The 15914-nt window shown below is 66.6% G+C and carries 19 protein-coding genes; 11 read left to right on the top strand and 8 right to left on the bottom strand.

What is annotated here, in order from left to right; genetic code table 11:
* Positions 1-53: 53 nt before the first annotated feature.
* The 5 genes from AAD027_RS10460 (at position 54) to AAD027_RS10440 (ending at position 3435) form a co-directional block, all read left to right on the top strand.
* Positions 54-1265: an IS4 family transposase gene (locus AAD027_RS10460; protein ID WP_425605436.1), complete on the top strand. Its 1212-nt coding sequence runs from the start codon at positions 54-56 to the stop codon at positions 1263-1265.
* A gap of 55 nt (positions 1266-1320) precedes the next feature.
* Positions 1321-1506, top strand: coding sequence for a hypothetical protein (locus tag AAD027_RS10455; protein ID WP_341725974.1), 186 nt, complete (start codon positions 1321-1323; stop codon positions 1504-1506).
* Positions 1506-2435 (top strand): RHS repeat-associated core domain-containing protein, encoded by a 930-nt coding sequence (locus tag AAD027_RS10450; RefSeq protein WP_341725973.1) that lies wholly within the window; start codon positions 1506-1508, stop codon positions 2433-2435. The genes AAD027_RS10455 and AAD027_RS10450 overlap by 1 nt, the downstream gene beginning before the upstream one ends.
* Positions 2432-2677 (top strand): hypothetical protein, encoded by a 246-nt coding sequence (locus tag AAD027_RS10445; protein ID WP_341725972.1) that lies wholly within the window; start codon positions 2432-2434, stop codon positions 2675-2677. The genes AAD027_RS10450 and AAD027_RS10445 overlap by 4 nt, the downstream gene beginning before the upstream one ends.
* A gap of 302 nt (positions 2678-2979) precedes the next feature.
* Positions 2980-3435, top strand: coding sequence for a hypothetical protein (locus AAD027_RS10440; protein ID WP_341725971.1), 456 nt, complete (start codon positions 2980-2982; stop codon positions 3433-3435).
* A gap of 128 nt (positions 3436-3563) precedes the next feature.
* Here the strand turns inward: AAD027_RS10440 and AAD027_RS10435 are convergent, their stop codons facing one another.
* From AAD027_RS10435 to gluQRS, 6 genes are all read right to left on the bottom strand, one after another.
* Positions 3564-3857 (bottom strand): hypothetical protein, encoded by a 294-nt coding sequence (locus tag AAD027_RS10435; protein WP_341725970.1) that lies wholly within the window; start codon positions 3855-3857, stop codon positions 3564-3566.
* 263 nt (positions 3858-4120) lie between these two features.
* Positions 4121-4291, bottom strand: coding sequence for a hypothetical protein (locus AAD027_RS10430; protein WP_341725969.1), 171 nt, complete (start codon positions 4289-4291; stop codon positions 4121-4123).
* Between the two features lie 60 nt (positions 4292-4351).
* On the bottom strand, positions 4352-5092 hold the full coding sequence (gene phbB, locus AAD027_RS10425; RefSeq protein WP_341725968.1) for an acetoacetyl-CoA reductase: 741 nt from the start codon (positions 5090-5092) through the stop codon (positions 4352-4354).
* A 93-nt stretch (positions 5093-5185) separates the two neighbouring features.
* Positions 5186-5689, bottom strand: a complete 504-nt coding sequence (phaR, locus tag AAD027_RS10420; RefSeq protein WP_341725967.1) for a polyhydroxyalkanoate synthesis repressor PhaR — start codon at positions 5687-5689, stop codon at positions 5186-5188.
* A 203-nt stretch (positions 5690-5892) separates the two neighbouring features.
* Positions 5893-6633 (bottom strand): acetoacetyl-CoA reductase, encoded by a 741-nt coding sequence (gene phbB / locus AAD027_RS10415; RefSeq protein WP_341725966.1) that lies wholly within the window; start codon positions 6631-6633, stop codon positions 5893-5895.
* A gap of 46 nt (positions 6634-6679) precedes the next feature.
* The gene (gene gluQRS, locus AAD027_RS10410; RefSeq protein ID WP_341725965.1) at positions 6680-7591 is read right to left on the bottom strand and encodes a tRNA glutamyl-Q(34) synthetase GluQRS; all 912 of its coding nucleotides are present in this window, start codon (positions 7589-7591) and stop codon (positions 6680-6682) included.
* Between the two features lie 118 nt (positions 7592-7709).
* On the opposite strand from gluQRS, the gene htpX reads away from it, so the two are divergent.
* Positions 7710-8591: a protease HtpX gene (gene htpX / locus AAD027_RS10405; protein ID WP_341725964.1), complete on the top strand. Its 882-nt coding sequence runs from the start codon at positions 7710-7712 to the stop codon at positions 8589-8591.
* A gap of 148 nt (positions 8592-8739) precedes the next feature.
* On the opposite strand, the gene AAD027_RS10400 is transcribed toward htpX, so the two are convergent.
* Both AAD027_RS10400 and epmB read right to left on the bottom strand, forming a co-directional pair.
* Positions 8740-10815, bottom strand: coding sequence for an EAL domain-containing response regulator (locus AAD027_RS10400; RefSeq protein ID WP_341725963.1), 2076 nt, complete (start codon positions 10813-10815; stop codon positions 8740-8742).
* A gap of 237 nt (positions 10816-11052) precedes the next feature.
* On the bottom strand, positions 11053-12072 hold the full coding sequence (gene epmB / locus AAD027_RS10395; protein WP_341725962.1) for an EF-P beta-lysylation protein EpmB: 1020 nt from the start codon (positions 12070-12072) through the stop codon (positions 11053-11055).
* Between the two features lie 103 nt (positions 12073-12175).
* On the opposite strand from epmB, the gene efp reads away from it, so the two are divergent.
* From efp to AAD027_RS10370, 5 genes are all read left to right on the top strand, one after another.
* Positions 12176-12742: an elongation factor P gene (efp, locus tag AAD027_RS10390; RefSeq protein ID WP_341725961.1), complete on the top strand. Its 567-nt coding sequence runs from the start codon at positions 12176-12178 to the stop codon at positions 12740-12742.
* Positions 12742-12951, top strand: coding sequence for a hypothetical protein (locus tag AAD027_RS10385; RefSeq protein ID WP_341725960.1), 210 nt, complete (start codon positions 12742-12744; stop codon positions 12949-12951). The genes efp and AAD027_RS10385 overlap by 1 nt, the downstream gene beginning before the upstream one ends.
* Before the next feature lie 10 nt (positions 12952-12961).
* On the top strand, positions 12962-14302 hold the full coding sequence (locus tag AAD027_RS10380) for a TRZ/ATZ family hydrolase (RefSeq protein ID WP_341725959.1): 1341 nt from the start codon (positions 12962-12964) through the stop codon (positions 14300-14302).
* Between the two features lie 79 nt (positions 14303-14381).
* A complete protein-coding gene (gene ubiG, locus AAD027_RS10375) occupies positions 14382-15101 on the top strand; it encodes a bifunctional 2-polyprenyl-6-hydroxyphenol methylase/3-demethylubiquinol 3-O-methyltransferase UbiG (protein WP_341725958.1) in 720 nt (239 codons plus the stop codon).
* A 29-nt stretch (positions 15102-15130) separates the two neighbouring features.
* Entirely contained in the window at positions 15131-15895 is a 765-nt protein-coding gene (locus tag AAD027_RS10370) for a phosphoglycolate phosphatase (RefSeq protein WP_341725957.1), read from the top strand.
* Positions 15896-15914 lie beyond the last annotated feature (19 nt).

Raw genomic sequence — 15914 nt, 5'->3', positions numbered from 1 at the left:
GTGCGCGCATGGCGCGATCTTCGTGGTTACCACACCAATGAGGATCGCAGACCATGCGCGCCACTCAAGTATTGCAAAGATGCCTGACCTCGGCACTGACTCCCATGCATGCCCTGCGCCGACAGATCCTGTTGTTGGCGGTCGAGTCGTTGTTGGCCGGTCGCCGTCTGGTGTTGATTGACCTGGCCCGAAGCTGGCTCGGCGCCGAGCGCATCCGTGCACCGCTCAAGCGCCTGGATCGGTTGCTCGGCAACCGACATCTGCACGCCGAACGCGAACGCCTGTATGGCGGCATGGTGCAATGGCTGATCCGCACGCCGGCGCCCATCATCGTCGTGGACTGGTGCCGCCTGAAGGCCGACGGCCACTGGCATCTGCTGCGTGCGGCCGTGCCGGTGGGCGGTCGCACGCTGACCCTGTTCGAGCAGGTCTTCCCGGAGCGGCAACTGGCCTCCCCCAAGGCCGAACGTCGCTTCCTGCTGTGCCTGAAGGCGCTGTTGCCGCCCGATATCCGGCCGATCCTGGTCACCGATGCCGGCTTCCGTGCCCCCTGGTGCCGGACGGTCGAGGCGATGGGATGGCACTGGATCACGCGCCTGCGCCATCGCACCCATCTCAAGCCGGTCGAGGTCGAGGATTGCCCGGACCAGTGGATGCCTTGCCGCGCCCTGCATGGGTTGGTGCGACCGGCGCATGCGCGCAACCTGGGGATGTTCGATCTGGTGCGTAGCGCACCGATCCAGGCGCGGCTGGTGCTCTACGCCCGGGCGCCGCAAGGTCGGCAACACATCACCCTCAAGGGCGCACGGCGACGCAACAAGCACAGCCGGCAATGTGCCCGCCGCGAGGCCGAACCCTGGCTGCTGGCCGTCTCGCCTTCGCTGGAAAACATGACGGTGCCGCAGATCGTGGCGGTGTACCGTCGACGCATGCAGATCGAGTTGAGCTTCCGGGACCTCAAGTCCCATCGTGACGGGCATGCCTACGAGGACAGTCTGACCCGCAAGCGCGAACGGATCGAGGTGTTGCTGCTGTTGCATGCGCTGGCGATGTTCGTATCGTGGCTGGCGGGCATGGCGGCCGAAGCGATTGATGCACAGGACAACCTCAATCCCTATCCGGCCTCACGAAGGCTGTACAGCCTGGTCCGGCTGGGGCGTGAAGCACTGCTGCGAAGATGGCTCACGTGTCCCGTGCAAGCCATGCTGGATGCGCTACACCGGCTCTCGCCAGAAGCCAGTCAGAACATGGCGTTCTCAGCATGAAAACGTGGGGAAACCTCAGGCTCCGTCCCCATTTGTCGGGCTGGGGGGCCGCTTCATGTGCCGGGTGAGCTGGAACGCGGTGTCGGGTGCGACGTACTACGAGGTGCTGGAGAACGAGGCGCTGGCGCAGTCGGCCGGGGTGACGGTGTACATCGTGGACATGGCCTGCGGGGCGACCTACAAGGTGCGCGCCTGCAATGCGCAGGTGTGCTCGGGGTGGACGGCGGGGGTATCGAACTGATGGGCGGGGTATCCAGGTTTGGTCAGCAGCCATGGATCGGCTGGGCGCTGGCCTGGCTGTTGCTGTGGGGGGTGATGGGAACGGCCCGTGCGCAGGTGGTGGTGGAGTACATCCACACCGATGCGCTGGGCAGCCTGGTGGCGGTGACCAACCAGGCCGGGGAGGTCATCGAGCGGTACGATTACGAGCCGTACGGCGCGATGATCGGCAGGCCCGCCTACCAGGGCATCGGCTACACGGGCCACGTGCAGGACGCGGCCACGGGGCTGACGTACATGCAGCAGCGCTACTATGACCCCATCTGCGGGTGCTTCCTCTCCGTGGACCCGGTGACGGCGTACGACGATCCAGTCAACTACTTCCATCGCTACCGATATGCCGGCAACAACCCCTACAAATTCACGGATCCGGATGGGCGTTGTTGGATATTCTGTGATTTTCTGCCTGCTCCTCGGAGTGATAGGACAAATCCCTACGCCCCAATTCCTGGGGCGGATCGGGGGGATGCGCTAGTAGTAGGCGGTTTGGCGGCCACTGCAACTTTAGGTGTCAGCGCCGCACTAGCTGTTCCAGCTGCTACCGTGGTTTTAGCCAATCCTGCGGCAGTTGTCACGGCTGGTGAAACGATCGCTGGAGCTGCGGGCGTGACAGGCCCAGCCGGCGGAGCAAAGAATGCAGTCGCAGGCAAGATTACAGGCTATACCAGGCATGGCCTCAATCAAGCGATCTCCAGAGATGGAGGCAAAGGTGTTTCGCCCAAGGCTATTCTCGATGCGGTCAGAAATCCTTCGAAGGTGGTTGAACAATCGGAAGGGAAAACTGCGTATACCGGACAGAATGCGAGAGTTGTTCTCAATAGTGAGGGGAAAGTCATCACTACTCATGCAAAGGGTAGCGAGGGAGTTCGTGTGAAGGAGCCAAAAAAGTGAAGCGCCACCTTCAGGATCTTCTGAATAGTATTCTCGAGGGAAATGGTCTTCATCATGTGTCTGATATGAAAAATGGACATGTGAGTGAAATGGAGGTGTCGAGAATCATAGATGTTTTGCTCGATGAACTATCGAGTTCAGGTCTCGATGAGAATGATGAGCCGAACACTCGTGGATTGATGATTGAAGAGATCATCGATGCGCTGAGTAATCTAGGAAGAGAAGAGGCGAGGAAAGAATAGGAGCCGAGAGCCGGGCCCAGAGTGATTTTTAGTTGAAGTGGTTGGGGACAACTGCTCCGAATGATTGGCAAGCCCGCCTACCAGGGCGTCGGCTACACGGGCCATGTGCAGGGCGCGGCCACGGGGCTGACGTACATGCAGGCAGCTCGGCTGCCGCTTCTTGGTTGTTGTTGATCGCAGGATAGGGAAAGCCACGGTTTATCCGGGAGAATGCACCGAAGCAGGCCTGACAGTTCATTCGAGCCGGAACTGCTTCACAGGGCGGCTTGGCTCAGATGACAGGCATCACGGGAGATATTCCTATGACTCCGCTTTTCAAGAAGCTCAATCTCAAGAACCAACGGTCGATTGTCGTCCTCAACGCGCCCGAGTCGTTCGAGCCCGAACTCCGGGCGCTGGGCGGTGTCGGCGTGAACCGCGAAGCCGGCAAGGGAACAAGTCTCGATTTCGGCATGGCCTTCGTCGTCACCCAGAAGCAGTTGGATGAGGCATCCGTCGCCCTTGCCGCGGCAGCGGATGGCGATGCCATTCTGTGGATCGCATACCCGAAAAACACCTCCAAACGCTACAAGTGCGAGTTCAACCGGGATGGTGGCTGGAGCGTGCTCGGCCAGGCGGGGTTCGAAGCCGTGCGCCAGGTGGCGATAGACGAGGATTGGTCCGCGCTTCGCTTCCGTCGGGTCGATTTCATCAAGTCGCTCACCCGGGCTCCGGAGCGCGCGGTGACACCAGCCGGAAAACTTCGTACCGTCAAGTGACGCCTGACCATCCATGCATGGACTCCTCCGTCAAGCGGTCGTTGCCGTGATTGATTTCCGATCGTCAGCGTGCGGAGTGAGTCGATCGGAGCGAAGGTCGCCGTTTTATGGAAGAGCCGGTTGCGGCGTCACGGTTCCCGGTCCACGCATTCCGGTGATGCAACTAGTTCGTACATCTGTAGCATCCAGGCTCCTGAAACGCGCGCGTAGCGGCGCTGTTCCCTGACCGAATCCGAACAGTTGACGAGCAGGACGGTCGAGCCTTCGCCGGCCCCCTCGATGTCGACGGGTTCGGTGCATCCCACGGTCTTGCAGGTCGCCGACCACGGCACTACCTTTCCCTTGGACGCACACCCGGAAAGGCCGGGCAATGAAAGAAGAAGCAGTGTGAGCGTCAACATCGCGACAGACGATTTGTCCACGATCAGTCCTCCTGTGCATGAGGGGAAGGCTTCATCAACGCTCGCAGTTGGAGTTTAGCCCCATCCGATAGCCCTGTGGCACATGCCAGGGGGTGTGGCGGTATGCCACTACGCCGTCGGCGCATAGCCTGGAGGCGAGCGCAGCAAACGATGCCTCGTATCCATCCATGGGCCGACGTCGCTTTGCGGATCGATTCGATCGGAGTGTGAGGTGCCGGCTCCGCGGCACTTCGTCCCGGCTGCGGAACGAGGCGCCTGAGGCGTCAGAGCTTGGCGAAGAGCGTCGCCAGCACCAGCAGGCCGAAGCCGGCGACCACCAGCCAGAATGCATGCGGGGCCAGCACCGGCACGTAGCCGAACTTGGCGGCGATGCCGCCCGTGCCCAGCAGCAGGGCGATCAGCCAGACACCGAAGGTGGGAGGGGTCAGTTTCATCCGGATTCCTTTTCGTTCTTGTCGTTCGTGCTTTCTCGGCAGGCAAGCATAACCGCCCGCTCAGAAACTCATGAAGAGCCCGCCGTTGACCGGCAGGTTGGCGCCGGTGATGTAGCCGGCGTCGTCCGCCGCCAGGAACGCCACCGCGCGCGCGATGTCGGCCGGCTGGCCGATGCGGCCGACCGGCACCGCGGCGATGGTGCGCTCGCGCGCGTCGGCGGGCATGGCCTGCGTCATCGGCGTTTCGACGTAGCCGGGCGACACGCTGTTGACGGTGACGCCCTTGCTGGCCACTTCGCGCGCCAGCGCCATGGTGAAACCGTGCAGGCCGGCCTTGGCGGCGGCGTAGTTGGTCTGGCCGAAGTTGCCGGTCTGGCCGCTGACCGAGCTGATGTTGACCACGCGGCCGAAGCCGCGCGCCTGCATGCCGTCCACGACGTGGCGGCACAGGTTGAACACGCCGTCCAGGTTGATGCCCAGCACCGCGTCCCATTGCGCCTTGTCCATCTTGCGCAGCGTGGCGTCGCGGGTGATGCCGGCGTTGTTGACCAGGATGTCCAGGGCGCCGTGCCGTTCGTGCACCTGCCGCACCAGCGCCGCGCAGGCGTCGAAGTCGCCCACGTCGGCGGCGGCGAAATGCACGTCCAGCCCTTCGGTCTGCGCCTGGAACGCGGCCAGCCGTCCGGTGCCCGGCGGCAGGTCGGCGGCGATCACGCGGCGGCCGGCACGGGCCAATACTTTGCAGATCTCCGTTCCTAGGCCACCCAGCCCGCCGGTCACCACGGCAATACGTTGTGTCATGCCAGCATGTCCCTTGATGTTCCCCTGCGCGGATACGCGGTCAAAAAAAGGCCCGCGCAAGAGGGCGCGGGCCGGGTTTCACTACGAGGTGGTTCAGCGCGCGCGCGTTTTCGGCGTTTCGCGCGGGGTTTCCTTCGGCTTGACCGTGGTGGGCCGGCCCAGCCCGCCGGTGAGGTTGCGCTGGAATTCCTGCCACAGCTCCATGTTGCGCTCGGTCAACTGGTTCATCATGGTCCACGGGGTCTGGCCCAGCAGGTTGCCCATCTGGCTGCGGAACTGCTGCTGCTGTTCCATGAACAGCTGCATGCTGCGCTCCAGGTAGTTGCCCATGAAGCCCTGCAGCGAGTCGCCGTAGAAACGGATGATCTGGCTGAGCAACTGGGTGGACAGCACCGGTTCGCCGTCCTGTTCCTGCTCGCTGATGATCTGCAGCAAAACGGTGCGGGTGAGATCGTCGCCGGTCTTGGCGTCGCGGACCTCGAAGTCCTCGCCATCGACGATCAGCTGGCGCACGTCCTCGATGGTGATGTAGCTGGAAATCTCGGTGTCGTACAGACGGCGGTTGGGGTACTTCTTGATGATGCGGATCGCAGCCATTGAGCATTCACTCTAAACGCGTATGGGGCCAGCATGACGCAGCGCAGCAGCCCTTGCAACTGGAGAAAGGCAGGGGCGCCCTGTTCAGGAAGTCGAAAAATGCTGCGCAGCATGAAAGGTGGATCGGAGGAGGCGACGGACCCGGGCGACGGGTCCCGGCGATCCATCGCCCGGCCCGATTCGCCTCTCCGCGCGCCCGGGATTCACCACCCCATGTGGTGGCCGCCGTTGATGTCCAGGTTGGAGCCGGTGATCCAGGCGGCCTGTTCGTCGACCAGGAAGGCGACTGCGTAGGCGATTTCCTCGGGTTTGCCCAGCCGGCCTGTCGGGATGTCGGCGGCGATCTTGGCGCGCACGTCCTCCGGCACCGCCATCACCATGTCGGTGGCCACATAGCCGGGCGAAACCGTGTTGACGGTGATGCCCAGCTTGGCGTTCTCCCGGGCCAGCGAAATCGTGAAGCCGTGCATGCCGGCCTTGGCGGCGGCGTAGTTGGCCTGGCCGTACTGGCCCTTCAGGCCGTTGATGGAGCTGATCTGGATGATGCGGCCCCACTTGCGCTCGCGCATGCCGTCGATCACCGGGCGGGTGACGTTGAAGACCGAGTTGAGGTTGGTGTTGATGACGTCGCCCCATTGCTGGGCGCTCATCTTGTGGAAGGTGCCGTCGCGGGTGATGCCGGCGTTGTTGATCAGCACCTCGACCGGGCCCAGTTTCTGTTCGACTTCCTTGACCATGGCCGCGGCCTCGTCGGGCGAGGTCACGTCGCCCTTGACCAGCGCGATGTCGTAGCCGTCGGTCTTCATCTGCGCCTGCCAGGCGAGGGCCTTTTCTTCGTTGCGGTAGTTGGTGGCTACCTGGTGGCCCATGTCGGCCAGCTTCTTGCAGATGGCGGTACCGATACCTCCGGTGCCGCCGGTGACCAGGACGACGCGCGATGTCATGTCAATGATTCTCCGGATACCGTCGCAAGCCGACGGCCATCCGATTCTAGACAGCGCTTGCGGCAGCGTTGTTGTGCGCTGCAGCGAAAGTCATGGACGTCACTTTCGGCAGGCGTTCCGGACGGAAATGCGCCGAGGCGGCCGCCATCCAGCCCGATACCGGAAGGATGCCCGCCATTGGCGCCGGGTCCTGTCCCAGCGCCTGCCAGGCGGCCATCAGCGCAGGCACGGGCGCGTCGTCGTCCACCGGCAGGGCAGCCATCGACTTGGACAGCTTCTGTCCCTGCGCGTCCAGGATCAGCGGCAGGTGCAGGTAGCGCGGCGTGGGCAGTCCAAGCATCCGCTGCAAAAGGATCTGCCGCGGCGTGGAATCCAGCAGGTCGGCGCCGCGCACCACATCGGTGATGCCCTGCGCGTGGTCGTCCACCACCACCGCCAACTGGTAGGCCCAGTGGCCGTCGGCGCGGCGCAGCACGAAATCGCCGACGTCGCGGTCGACGTCCTGCTCGAAACGCCCCTGCAGGCCGTCGTCGAAACCGATGCGCGCGCCCTCCGCCACGCGCAGCCGCACCGCCGGCGGACGCGAACGGTCGCTCGCCACGCACTGCCGGTGGATGCCGTTCACGGCGGCCAGGTCGCCGCGGCTGCAATGGCACTGGAAGGCGGAACCGTCGGCGAGCAATCGCGCCAGCGCCCCGGCGTACAGGTCGTGGCGCTGGCTCTGCCAGACCACCGGACCGTCGGACGGCATGCCGAAGGCCGCCAGCGTGGCCAGTTGCGCCTGCGCGGCGCCGGGCACTTCGCGCGGAGGATCGAGGTCTTCCACCCGCACCAGCCACTCGCCCCGGTGGTACCGGGCCAGCAGCCAACTGCCCAGCGCGGCCACCAGCGAACCGAAGTGCAGCCGCCCGGTGGGCGAGGGCGCGAAACGGCCGCGGTAGGGAAGGGGTCCGGTCATTCGTCGGGGGCAGAGGGAAAGCTGAATCCGCAGTCAGGTGCCGGCTTGAATTCTAGCGGTCGCAGCCGCAGTTCTGAGGCGTTCTCACTTCCCGATCAATCCCTGCCGGAGAGCCACCGTGTTCAGTCGTGTCGCCCTGTTCCTCGCCACCAACCTGGCCGTGCTGGTGCTGGCGGGCATTGTCATGTCGTTGCTGGGCGTCAACCCGAACCAGATGGGCGGCCTGCTGGTCATGGCCGCGATCTTCGGCTTCGGCGGTTCGCTGATCTCCCTGCTCAGCTCCAAGTGGATGGCCAAGCGCGCCACCGGCGCGCAGGTCATCGCCCAGCCGCGCAACGACGCCGAACGCTGGCTGGTGTCCACCGTGCAGCGCCAGGCGCAGGCCGCCGGCATCGGCATGCCGGAGGTCGCCATCTACGACGCGCCGGAGATCAACGCCTTCGCCACCGGCGCCAACCGCAACAACGCGCTGGTCGCGGTGTCCACCGGCCTGCTGCGCTCGATGAACCGGGACGAGGCCGAGGCCGTGCTGGGCCATGAGGTCAGCCACGTCGCCAACGGCGACATGGTGACCATGGCGTTGCTGCAAGGCGTGCTGAACACCTTCGTCATCGTGCTGGCGCGCGTGGTCGGCGGCATCGTGGACGGCTTCCTGTCGGGCAACCGCGAAGGCAACGGCCGCGGCTTCGCCTACTACCTGATCGTGATGGCGCTGGAAGTCGTGTTCGGCCTGTTCGCCACGATGATCGCGATGTGGTTCTCGCGTCGCCGCGAATTCCGCGCCGACCATGGCGGCGCCACGCTGGCCGGCCGGCAGAAGATGATCGCCGCGCTGGAACGCCTGTCGCAGCAGCAGCGTCCCAGCACGCTGCCGGCGCAGGTGGAAGCCTTCGGCATCGCCGGCGGCATCGGCCATGGCCTGAAGAGGTTGTTTCTCAGCCACCCGCCGCTGGAAGAGCGCATCGCCGCGTTGCGTGCGCAGCAGGGTACGGTGGTTTGAGCCGCAGATCGCGTCAGCCACAAACCGATGAACCCGCCGTAAGGCGGGTTCATCGTCTCGCCTCCCGTAGGAGCGCCCCATGGGCGCGATGCCTTTCGTTCCGCCGATGGAAAAGCATCGCGCCCATGGGGCGCTCCTACAAGGATCCTCAACTGAAGTCGTAATTCATCACCGGCGCCGACGCAGCCAGGAAGTTGCCTTCCACGTAATCCACGCCGGAGGTGAACAGGAACGCCATCGTCGCCGCGTCCTGTACGTGCTCGGCCACGGTCATGATGCCCAGCGCCTGCGCGCGTTCGGTGATCTCGCGGATCTTCTGCTGGTGCTCCGGCGTCTTGCCCAGGTCCTCGCTGAAGACGCGGTCGATCTTGAGGAAGGTCGGCTCGAAGTGCGACAGCAACTGGAACGAATCCAGGCCCGCGCCGAAATGCTCCAGGCCCACCCGGCAGCCCAGCTTGGCCGCGCCGGACTGGAACGCCTGCGCCTGCCGCAGATGGGTGAAGACCTTCGCTTCCGGCGTCTGCAGCCACAGGCGGTCGCCGGGCACGTCGTGCGCGGCCAGTTGCTGCGCGATCAGCTGCAGCAGGCGGTTGTCGGCGAACGAGGCGGGGCTGACCTTCACCACCAGTCGCGTTTCGTGGCCGGCGCGCTTGCGTTCGGCGAGCACCTCGATGGCGCGGTTGACCACCCAGCGGTCGATCGCGTCCAGCAGGCCGTGTTCCTCGGCGATGCCGATGAACGACTGCGGCGGCACCAGCTCGCCGTTGGATTCCAGCCGCAGCAGCGCTTCGTAGACTTCGCCGGGTTCGCCCTGCAGGCTGACCACCGGCTGGTAGTGCAGGCGGAAGCTGCCGTCTTCCAGCGCTTCCTTCAACCGGTTGATCCAGTTCTGCACGCGTTCTTCCTCGGCACGGTCCACCGCGCCGGGGTCGAAGATCTCGAAGCGGTTGCCGCCCAGGTTGGTGGCGGTCTGCAGGGTGTCGGTGGCGCGCGTCAGCACCTGGCCGACGCTGGCGATCTTCTCGCCGATCTGCACGCCGCCGATGCTGGCGGTGACCGACGCCGAACGCTCGCCCACGTTGAACACGTGCGAGGCGAAGGACGCGCGCAGCTTCTCCGCCAACGCCGCGGTGTGGGCGTGGTTGCCGCGCAGCAGCACGGCGAAGGTGCGCTCGCCGAAGCGGGCGGCGATGGTGGCGTCGTCCAGCTTTTCCGACAGGCGCGCCGCCAGCGCCGCGACCAGGTGATCGGCCGAGTCGATGCCGATGTCCTGCAGCAGGCGCTGGTAGTGGTCGGGCTCGACCAGCAGCAGGGCGAACTGGTCCTCGCCGTTGGCGACCTGCGCCACCGCGGTTTCCAGCTCGCGCAGGAAGGTGGGGCGGTTCATCAGCCCGGTGACCATGTCGCGCTGGCGCAGGTCCTCGACCTCGCGCGCCAGTTCGGGGTCGAATTCCTCGCGGCGGCGGAACACCACCTGCACGCAGGACTCGCCCTCGTAGGTGGCGGTGGCGAATTCCAGCGTCGCCGGGAAGCTGTCGCCGTCGATGCTGCGCGCTTCCAGCTCGAAGCGCGGCGGCGGCGGCTCGCCCTTGCTGAGCTTCTTCAGCAGGGCCTTGAAGTCGTTGACATACTGCGGGCCGATCAGGTCCAGCAGCGACAGGCCTTCCACGTCCTCGAACGATTCGAACCCGAACATCTCCAGGTAGGCGTCGTTGGCCCGGATGTGCATGCCTTCGTGGATGTAGGCGATGGGATCGCGCGAGGACGAGATCAACGCGTCGCAGCGGCGCTCGGTCTCGCGCAACTGGCCTTCCAGCCGGCGCTGCGAGCGGCGCGCGTCCAGGTCGGACCATTCGCGGCGCAGCACCGGCAGCAGGTGCTCGAAGCGCCCGCGCAGGGCCACGGCGCGGGCGCCGGCGGCCTGGTCGGCCAGCAGGTCGGCCTCGTTGATGCTGTCCGCCAGCACGATGACCGGGATGTCCTTGCCGCTGGCGTCCACCTGCGACAGCACGGTGGCCAGCGGGATGCCCCTGGCCAGGCGCGAGGCCAGCACCAGGTCCATCGGCTGGCCGGCGACCATCTGCTCCAGTTCGGCCGGGTCCAGCGGACGCAGCGGGCGCACGGCGATGCCGCTGTTGCGCAATGCACTGACCACGGCTTCCGCGTCTTCGCCGCTGTCGTCGATCAGGGTCAGTCGTAGCGTGGTGTCTTTGCCGATCTGCATGCAACGCGTCCGCCGGGGGAGGGCGTTTAATACACGATGGCGGCAGGGGCGTCCAATGCGGACGTCGCAGAAGAGCGGGGAAGTCGCGTGCTGCGCACGCCGGGAAGGGGAAAGTCGCGCCTGGCGGCGCCGTAAGTCGGCCGCTTCGCGGCCTGCAAGGGGACACCGCTTTTCCTCACGGGCCGCGCAGCGGCCGACTTACCCCCTGACAGCGCCGTCAGGCACGACTTCCCTGCATCAAAGCGGCCGCTTGCCCGTATCCCCGGGGATTTCCCGCACCAGCCTGGGCACCAGGTAGCCGGAAAGCCGGGCGGCCAGGGCGGCGTGCAGGGCGCGGGCGCGGTCGTCGTCCACTTCGAAATGGGCCACGCCGGCCACCCGGTCCAACTGGTGCAGGTAATAGGGCAATACGCCGGCGGCGAAGCTGCGCTCGCTCAGCGCCGCCAGCACGTCCACGCTGTCGTTGACCCCGCGCAGCAGCACGGCCTGGTTCAGCAGGTGGACCCCCGCCCGGCGCAGGCGGGCCAGGGCGGCGTCCACGGCATCGTCGAACTCGTTGGCATGGTTGGCGTGGACGACCAGCGCCACCGGCCAGGGCAGGGACGACAGCCAGGCGAGCAGGGTGTCGTCGATGCGCTCCGGCAGCACCACCGGCAGGCGGCTGTGGATGCGCAGCCGCTTCAGGTGCGGAATCGTGGCCAGTGCGTCAGTAAGTTCGGCCAACTTGCCCGTGGCCAGCGACAGCGGATCGCCGCCGGACAGCAGCACTTCGTCGATGCCCGGGTCGGCGCGGATCAGGTCCACCGCCTCGCGCCAGCCGTCGCGCGCGGCGGTCTCGTCAGCATAGGGGAAGTGGCGGCGGAAGCAGTAGCGGCAGTTCACCGCGCAGCTGCCGGTGGCCACCAGCAGGGCGCGGCCCCGGTACTTCTGGATCACGCCGGTGCCTTTCTTCGCCGCCGCGTCGCCTACCGCGTCCAGCCCGAAGCCGGCCACCGGGCGCATTTCCTCGTCCAGCGGCAGCACCTGCCGCAGCAGCGGGTCGGTGGGATCGCCGTGGCGCATGCGGGCCACGAAGCCGCGCGGCACCCGCAGCGGGAACTGCGCGGCGGCCTGGTCCGAGACCCGTTCGGCCATCGCCTCCAACCCCAGCAGCGAAAGCAGCTCGCGCGGGTCGCGCACGGCGTCGCGCCACGCCTGCTGCCATCGGGGCGGCGTCAGTGGGGCAGGCTGTCGGGGGTTGGGGGCAGCGGTTATCATATCGGGCCAGAAAACAAACACCCGCCGGTCGCGGCGGGGCCCCCGATTCTAACCGGCCGGCCGCTCCACGCGGCGGGTTTGTCTTACCCCAAGGAGTTTCCGCATGGCCAGTTACGGCATGAACGATGTCAAGAACGGGATGAAGATCCTGATCAACAACGAACCGGCGATCATCAGCGACACCGAGTACGTCAAGCCGGGCAAGGGCCAGGCCTTCACCCGCGTGAAATACCGCCTGATCAAGAGCGGCCGCGTGCAGGAAATCACCATGAAGAGCACCGACTCGGTCGAGGCCGCGGACGTGGTGGATACCGACATGCAGTACCTGTACTCCGACGGCGAGTACTGGCACTTCATGCAGCAGGAGACCTTCGAGCAGGTGCAGGCCGACAAGGCCGGCATGGGCGGCGCCGAGAAGTGGCTCAAGGGCGAGGAGGACTGCGTGGTCACGCTGTGGAACGGCACCCCGATCCAGGTGACGCCGCCGAACTTCGTCGAACTGAAGATCACCGAGACCGATCCGGGCGTCCGCGGCGATACCTCCGGCGGCGGCGGCAAGCCGGCCACGCTGGAAACCGGCGCCGTGGTGCGCGTGCCGCTGTTCGTCGGCCAGGACGAAGTCATCAAGGTCGATACCCGTACCGGCGAATACGTCAGCCGCGTCAAGTGATGGGCCAGCTCGCGCTGTACCTGGGCATCTGGGCGGTGGGCGTGCTGCTCGCCGGCCTGGGCGTGATGCTGTGCTGGAACGCCACCCTGCCGCGGCTGTTCCCCAGCGTGCCGCGGCTGGGCTACGGCCGCGCGCTGGCGCTGATGCTGCTGTGCTGGCTGCTATTCGGCGCCGGCGCCATCGGCCTGACGTATACCCTGGGTTTCTGAACGAGGCACCATGAGCGACCGCACCCCCGACGCCTGCGACCTGTTGATCGAAGCCGGCTTCGTGGTGCCGGTGGTGCCCCACGCGGTGGTGCTGGAGAACCATGCGGTCGCCGTCACCGACGGGAAAATCGTCGCGGTGCTGCCCGTGGGCGAGGCGCGCGAGCGCTTCCGGCCGAAGCAGGTGGTCGCGCGGCCCGACGCGGCGCTGATCCCGGGCCTGGTCAACACCCACGCCCACAACCCGATGACGCTGCTGCGCGGCGTGGCCGACGACCTGCCGCTGAAGGTCTGGCTGCAGCAGCACATCTGGCCGATCGAGGCGGCGGTGATCGGGCCGGATTTCGTGTCCGACGGCATCACCCTGGCCATCGCCGAGATGCTGCGGGGCGGCACCACCTGCGTCAACGAGAACTACTTCTTCCCCGACGTGCAGGCGGCCACCTACAAGCGGCACGGTTTCCGCGCGCGGGTGGGGCTGCCGGTGATCGATTTCCCCACCGCGTGGGCGAAATCCGACGACGAGTACTTCGAGCGCGCCGGCGAGGTGCACGACCAGTGGCGCGACGACGCGCTGATCGCCACCGCCTTCGCCCCGCATGCCCCGTACACGGTCAACGACGCCAACTTCGAGCGCGTGCGCATGCTGGCCGACCAGTTGGACCTGCCCGTGCACCTGCACCTGCACGAGACCGCGCAGGAGGTACAGCAGTCGCAGGAACAGTACGGCCAGCGCCCGATCGCGCGGCTGGACCGGCTGGGCCTGTTCAACGACCGCCTGATCGCGGTGCACATGACCCAGCTGACCGAGGCGGAGATCCACCTGTGCGCCGAACGCGGCGTCAGCGTGGTGCATTGCCCGGAATCGAACCTGAAGCTGGCTTCGGGCTTCTGCCCGGCCTGCGCGCTGGAACGCGCCGGGGTGACCCTCGCCATCGGCACCGACGGCTGCGCCAGCAACAACGACCTGGACATGTTCAGCGAGACGCGCACCGCGGCGCTGCTGGCCAAGGCGGTGGCGCAGGATGCCGCCGCGCTGGACGCGGCCACGTCGCTGCGCGCGGCCACGCTGGGTGGCGCCAAGGCCATCGGTTTCGACCACCTGGTCGGCTCCATCGAGCCGGGCAAGCAGGCCGACCTGGCCTGCGTGGACCTGTCCGCGCTGGAGACCCAGCCGCTGCACCATGTCGTTTCGCAGCTGGTCTACGCCACCGGCCGCCAGCAGGTGACCGATGTCTGGATCGCCGGCCAGTCGAAGCTGGCCCAGTGCGAGCTGGTCGATATCGACATGGCCGGCGTCATCGCCAATGCGCGGCAGTGGCGCGAGCGCATCGTCGCGATCCGCACGACATGATGTCTTGTCCGTCATTCCCGCTCGACCAGCCTTGCGGCTGTTGAAAGCCGCGGGAAGGACGATCTGAGAGAATGTCGGCATGACGACCACGACTTCGCCCCCATCCGACAACTTCAGCCAGGCCGAACTCGACAAGTTCGGCGCGCTGGCCAACCGCTGGTGGGATCCGGACGGCCCGCAGAAGGCGCTGCACGCGCTCAACCCGGTGCGGTTGCAGTACGTGCGCGAGCGCGCCACGCTGTCCGCCGCCGCCGTGCTGGACGTAGGCTGCGGCGGCGGCCTGCTGAGCGAAGCGCTGGCGCGCGAGGGCGCGCAGGTCACCGCCATCGACCTGGCCCCGGAACTGGTCAAGGTGGCCCGCCTGCACCGGCTGGAATCCGGCGTGCAGGTGGACTACCGGTTGCAGTCGGTCGAATCGCTGGCGGAAGAGCGCCCGGGCGCTTTCGACGCCATCACCTGCATGGAAATGCTGGAACACGTGCCGGACCCTGCGTCGATCATCCGCGCCTGCCACGCGCTGCTGAAGCCGGGCGGAAAGCTGTTCCTGTCCACCTTGAACCGTACGCCGGCCGCGTTCGCGCTGGCCATCGTCGGCGCCGAGTACATCGCGCGGCTGCTGCCGAAGGGCACGCACCACTACCGGGAATTCATCCGGCCTTCCGAACTGGCGGCATGGCTGCGCGAAGCGGGCTTCCATCTGCAGGATGTCACCGGGCTGGCCTACGAGCCGTGGCGGCAGCGCGCGCGGCTGACCTCGCGCACCGACGTCAACTACCTGGCCAGCGCGGTGAAGGCGTGAGCGCGAACGGCCGGGATCCGGGATTCGGGATGACCGGCCTTGCGGCCGTCGAAAGCCGGGATTCGGGACGACGGGGTTCCGCCGGGCCGGAGGCACAGGCGCCGCGCTTTCCGCGCGCGGCGCTGTTCGACCTGGATGGCACGCTGCTGGACAGCGCGCCGGACATGCTGGCGACGGCCAACCGCATGCGTGGCGAACGTGGCGTCGCGCCGATGACACTGGCCGAGTTGCGCCCGCACGTGTCCAAGGGCGCGCGCGCGATGCTGGCCGCCGCATTCCCGGCGCTGGAACAGGCCGAACGCGAAGCCGGGGTGCCGGAATTCCTGGCGATCTACCAGCAGGAACTCGGCCGCCACAGCGTGCCGTTCGACGGCGTGGCCGGGATGCTGGCGGCGCTGGAAGCCGCTGGCAGCCTCTGGGGCATCGTCACCAACAAGCCCGAATACCTGGCGCGCGAGATCCTGCCGCAACTGGGCTGGGAAACCCGCTGCGCGGTATTGATCGGCGGCGATACGCTGGCCGAGAAGAAGCCGCATCCGCTGCCGTTGCAGGTGGCCGCCGAACGCATCGGCGTCGCCATCGGGGACTGCGTGTACGTGGGCGACGACGAACGCGACATCGTGTCCGCGCGCGCCGCCGGCATGCCGTCCATCGCGGCGTTGTGGGGCTACCGGCAGGCGCACGAACGGCCGCGGGAGTGGGGTGCCGATGCGCTGTGCGAGTGGCCGCGCGAACTGGCGGATGCGGCGGCGTGGCCGTGCAAGCCGGTGTCCCAGCCTGTGGGAGCGACGTAAGTCGCGACAAGGCTTTACC

The sequence above is a fragment of the Pseudoxanthomonas putridarboris genome (genome assembly GCF_038321125.1).
Lineage (GTDB): Bacteria > Pseudomonadota > Gammaproteobacteria > Xanthomonadales > Xanthomonadaceae > Pseudoxanthomonas_A > Pseudoxanthomonas_A putridarboris.
Note: the sequence above shows the minus strand (reverse complement) of the source record. Positions and strands in the feature narration are given on the sequence as shown.

Bases quoted from the DNA above. Each gene is read 5' to 3' on its own strand.
- AAD027_RS10460 (WP_425605436.1), top strand. From the start codon at position 54: ATGCGCGCCACTCAAGTATTGCAAAGATGCCTGACCTCGGCACTGACT.
- AAD027_RS10455 (WP_341725974.1), top strand. From the start codon at position 1,321: ATGTGCCGGGTGAGCTGGAACGCGGTGTCGGGTGCGACGTACTACGAG.
- AAD027_RS10450 (WP_341725973.1), top strand. From the start codon at position 1,506: ATGGGCGGGGTATCCAGGTTTGGTCAGCAGCCATGGATCGGCTGGGCG.
- AAD027_RS10440 (WP_341725971.1), top strand. From the start codon at position 2,980: ATGACTCCGCTTTTCAAGAAGCTCAATCTCAAGAACCAACGGTCGATT.
- AAD027_RS10430 (WP_341725969.1), bottom strand. From the start codon at position 4,291: ATGAAACTGACCCCTCCCACCTTCGGTGTCTGGCTGATCGCCCTGCTG.
- phbB (WP_341725968.1), bottom strand. From the start codon at position 5,092: ATGACACAACGTATTGCCGTGGTGACCGGCGGGCTGGGTGGCCTAGGA.
- phaR (WP_341725967.1), bottom strand. From the start codon at position 5,689: ATGGCTGCGATCCGCATCATCAAGAAGTACCCCAACCGCCGTCTGTAC.
- phbB (WP_341725966.1), bottom strand. From the start codon at position 6,633: ATGACATCGCGCGTCGTCCTGGTCACCGGCGGCACCGGAGGTATCGGT.
- gluQRS (WP_341725965.1), bottom strand. From the start codon at position 7,591: ATGACCGGACCCCTTCCCTACCGCGGCCGTTTCGCGCCCTCGCCCACC.
- AAD027_RS10400 (WP_341725963.1), bottom strand. From the start codon at position 10,815: ATGCAGATCGGCAAAGACACCACGCTACGACTGACCCTGATCGACGAC.
- epmB (WP_341725962.1), bottom strand. From the start codon at position 12,072: ATGATAACCGCTGCCCCCAACCCCCGACAGCCTGCCCCACTGACGCCG.
- efp (WP_341725961.1), top strand. From the start codon at position 12,176: ATGGCCAGTTACGGCATGAACGATGTCAAGAACGGGATGAAGATCCTG.
- AAD027_RS10385 (WP_341725960.1), top strand. From the start codon at position 12,742: ATGGGCCAGCTCGCGCTGTACCTGGGCATCTGGGCGGTGGGCGTGCTG.
- AAD027_RS10380 (WP_341725959.1), top strand. From the start codon at position 12,962: ATGAGCGACCGCACCCCCGACGCCTGCGACCTGTTGATCGAAGCCGGC.
- ubiG (WP_341725958.1), top strand. From the start codon at position 14,382: ATGACGACCACGACTTCGCCCCCATCCGACAACTTCAGCCAGGCCGAA.
- AAD027_RS10370 (WP_341725957.1), top strand. From the start codon at position 15,131: ATGACCGGCCTTGCGGCCGTCGAAAGCCGGGATTCGGGACGACGGGGT.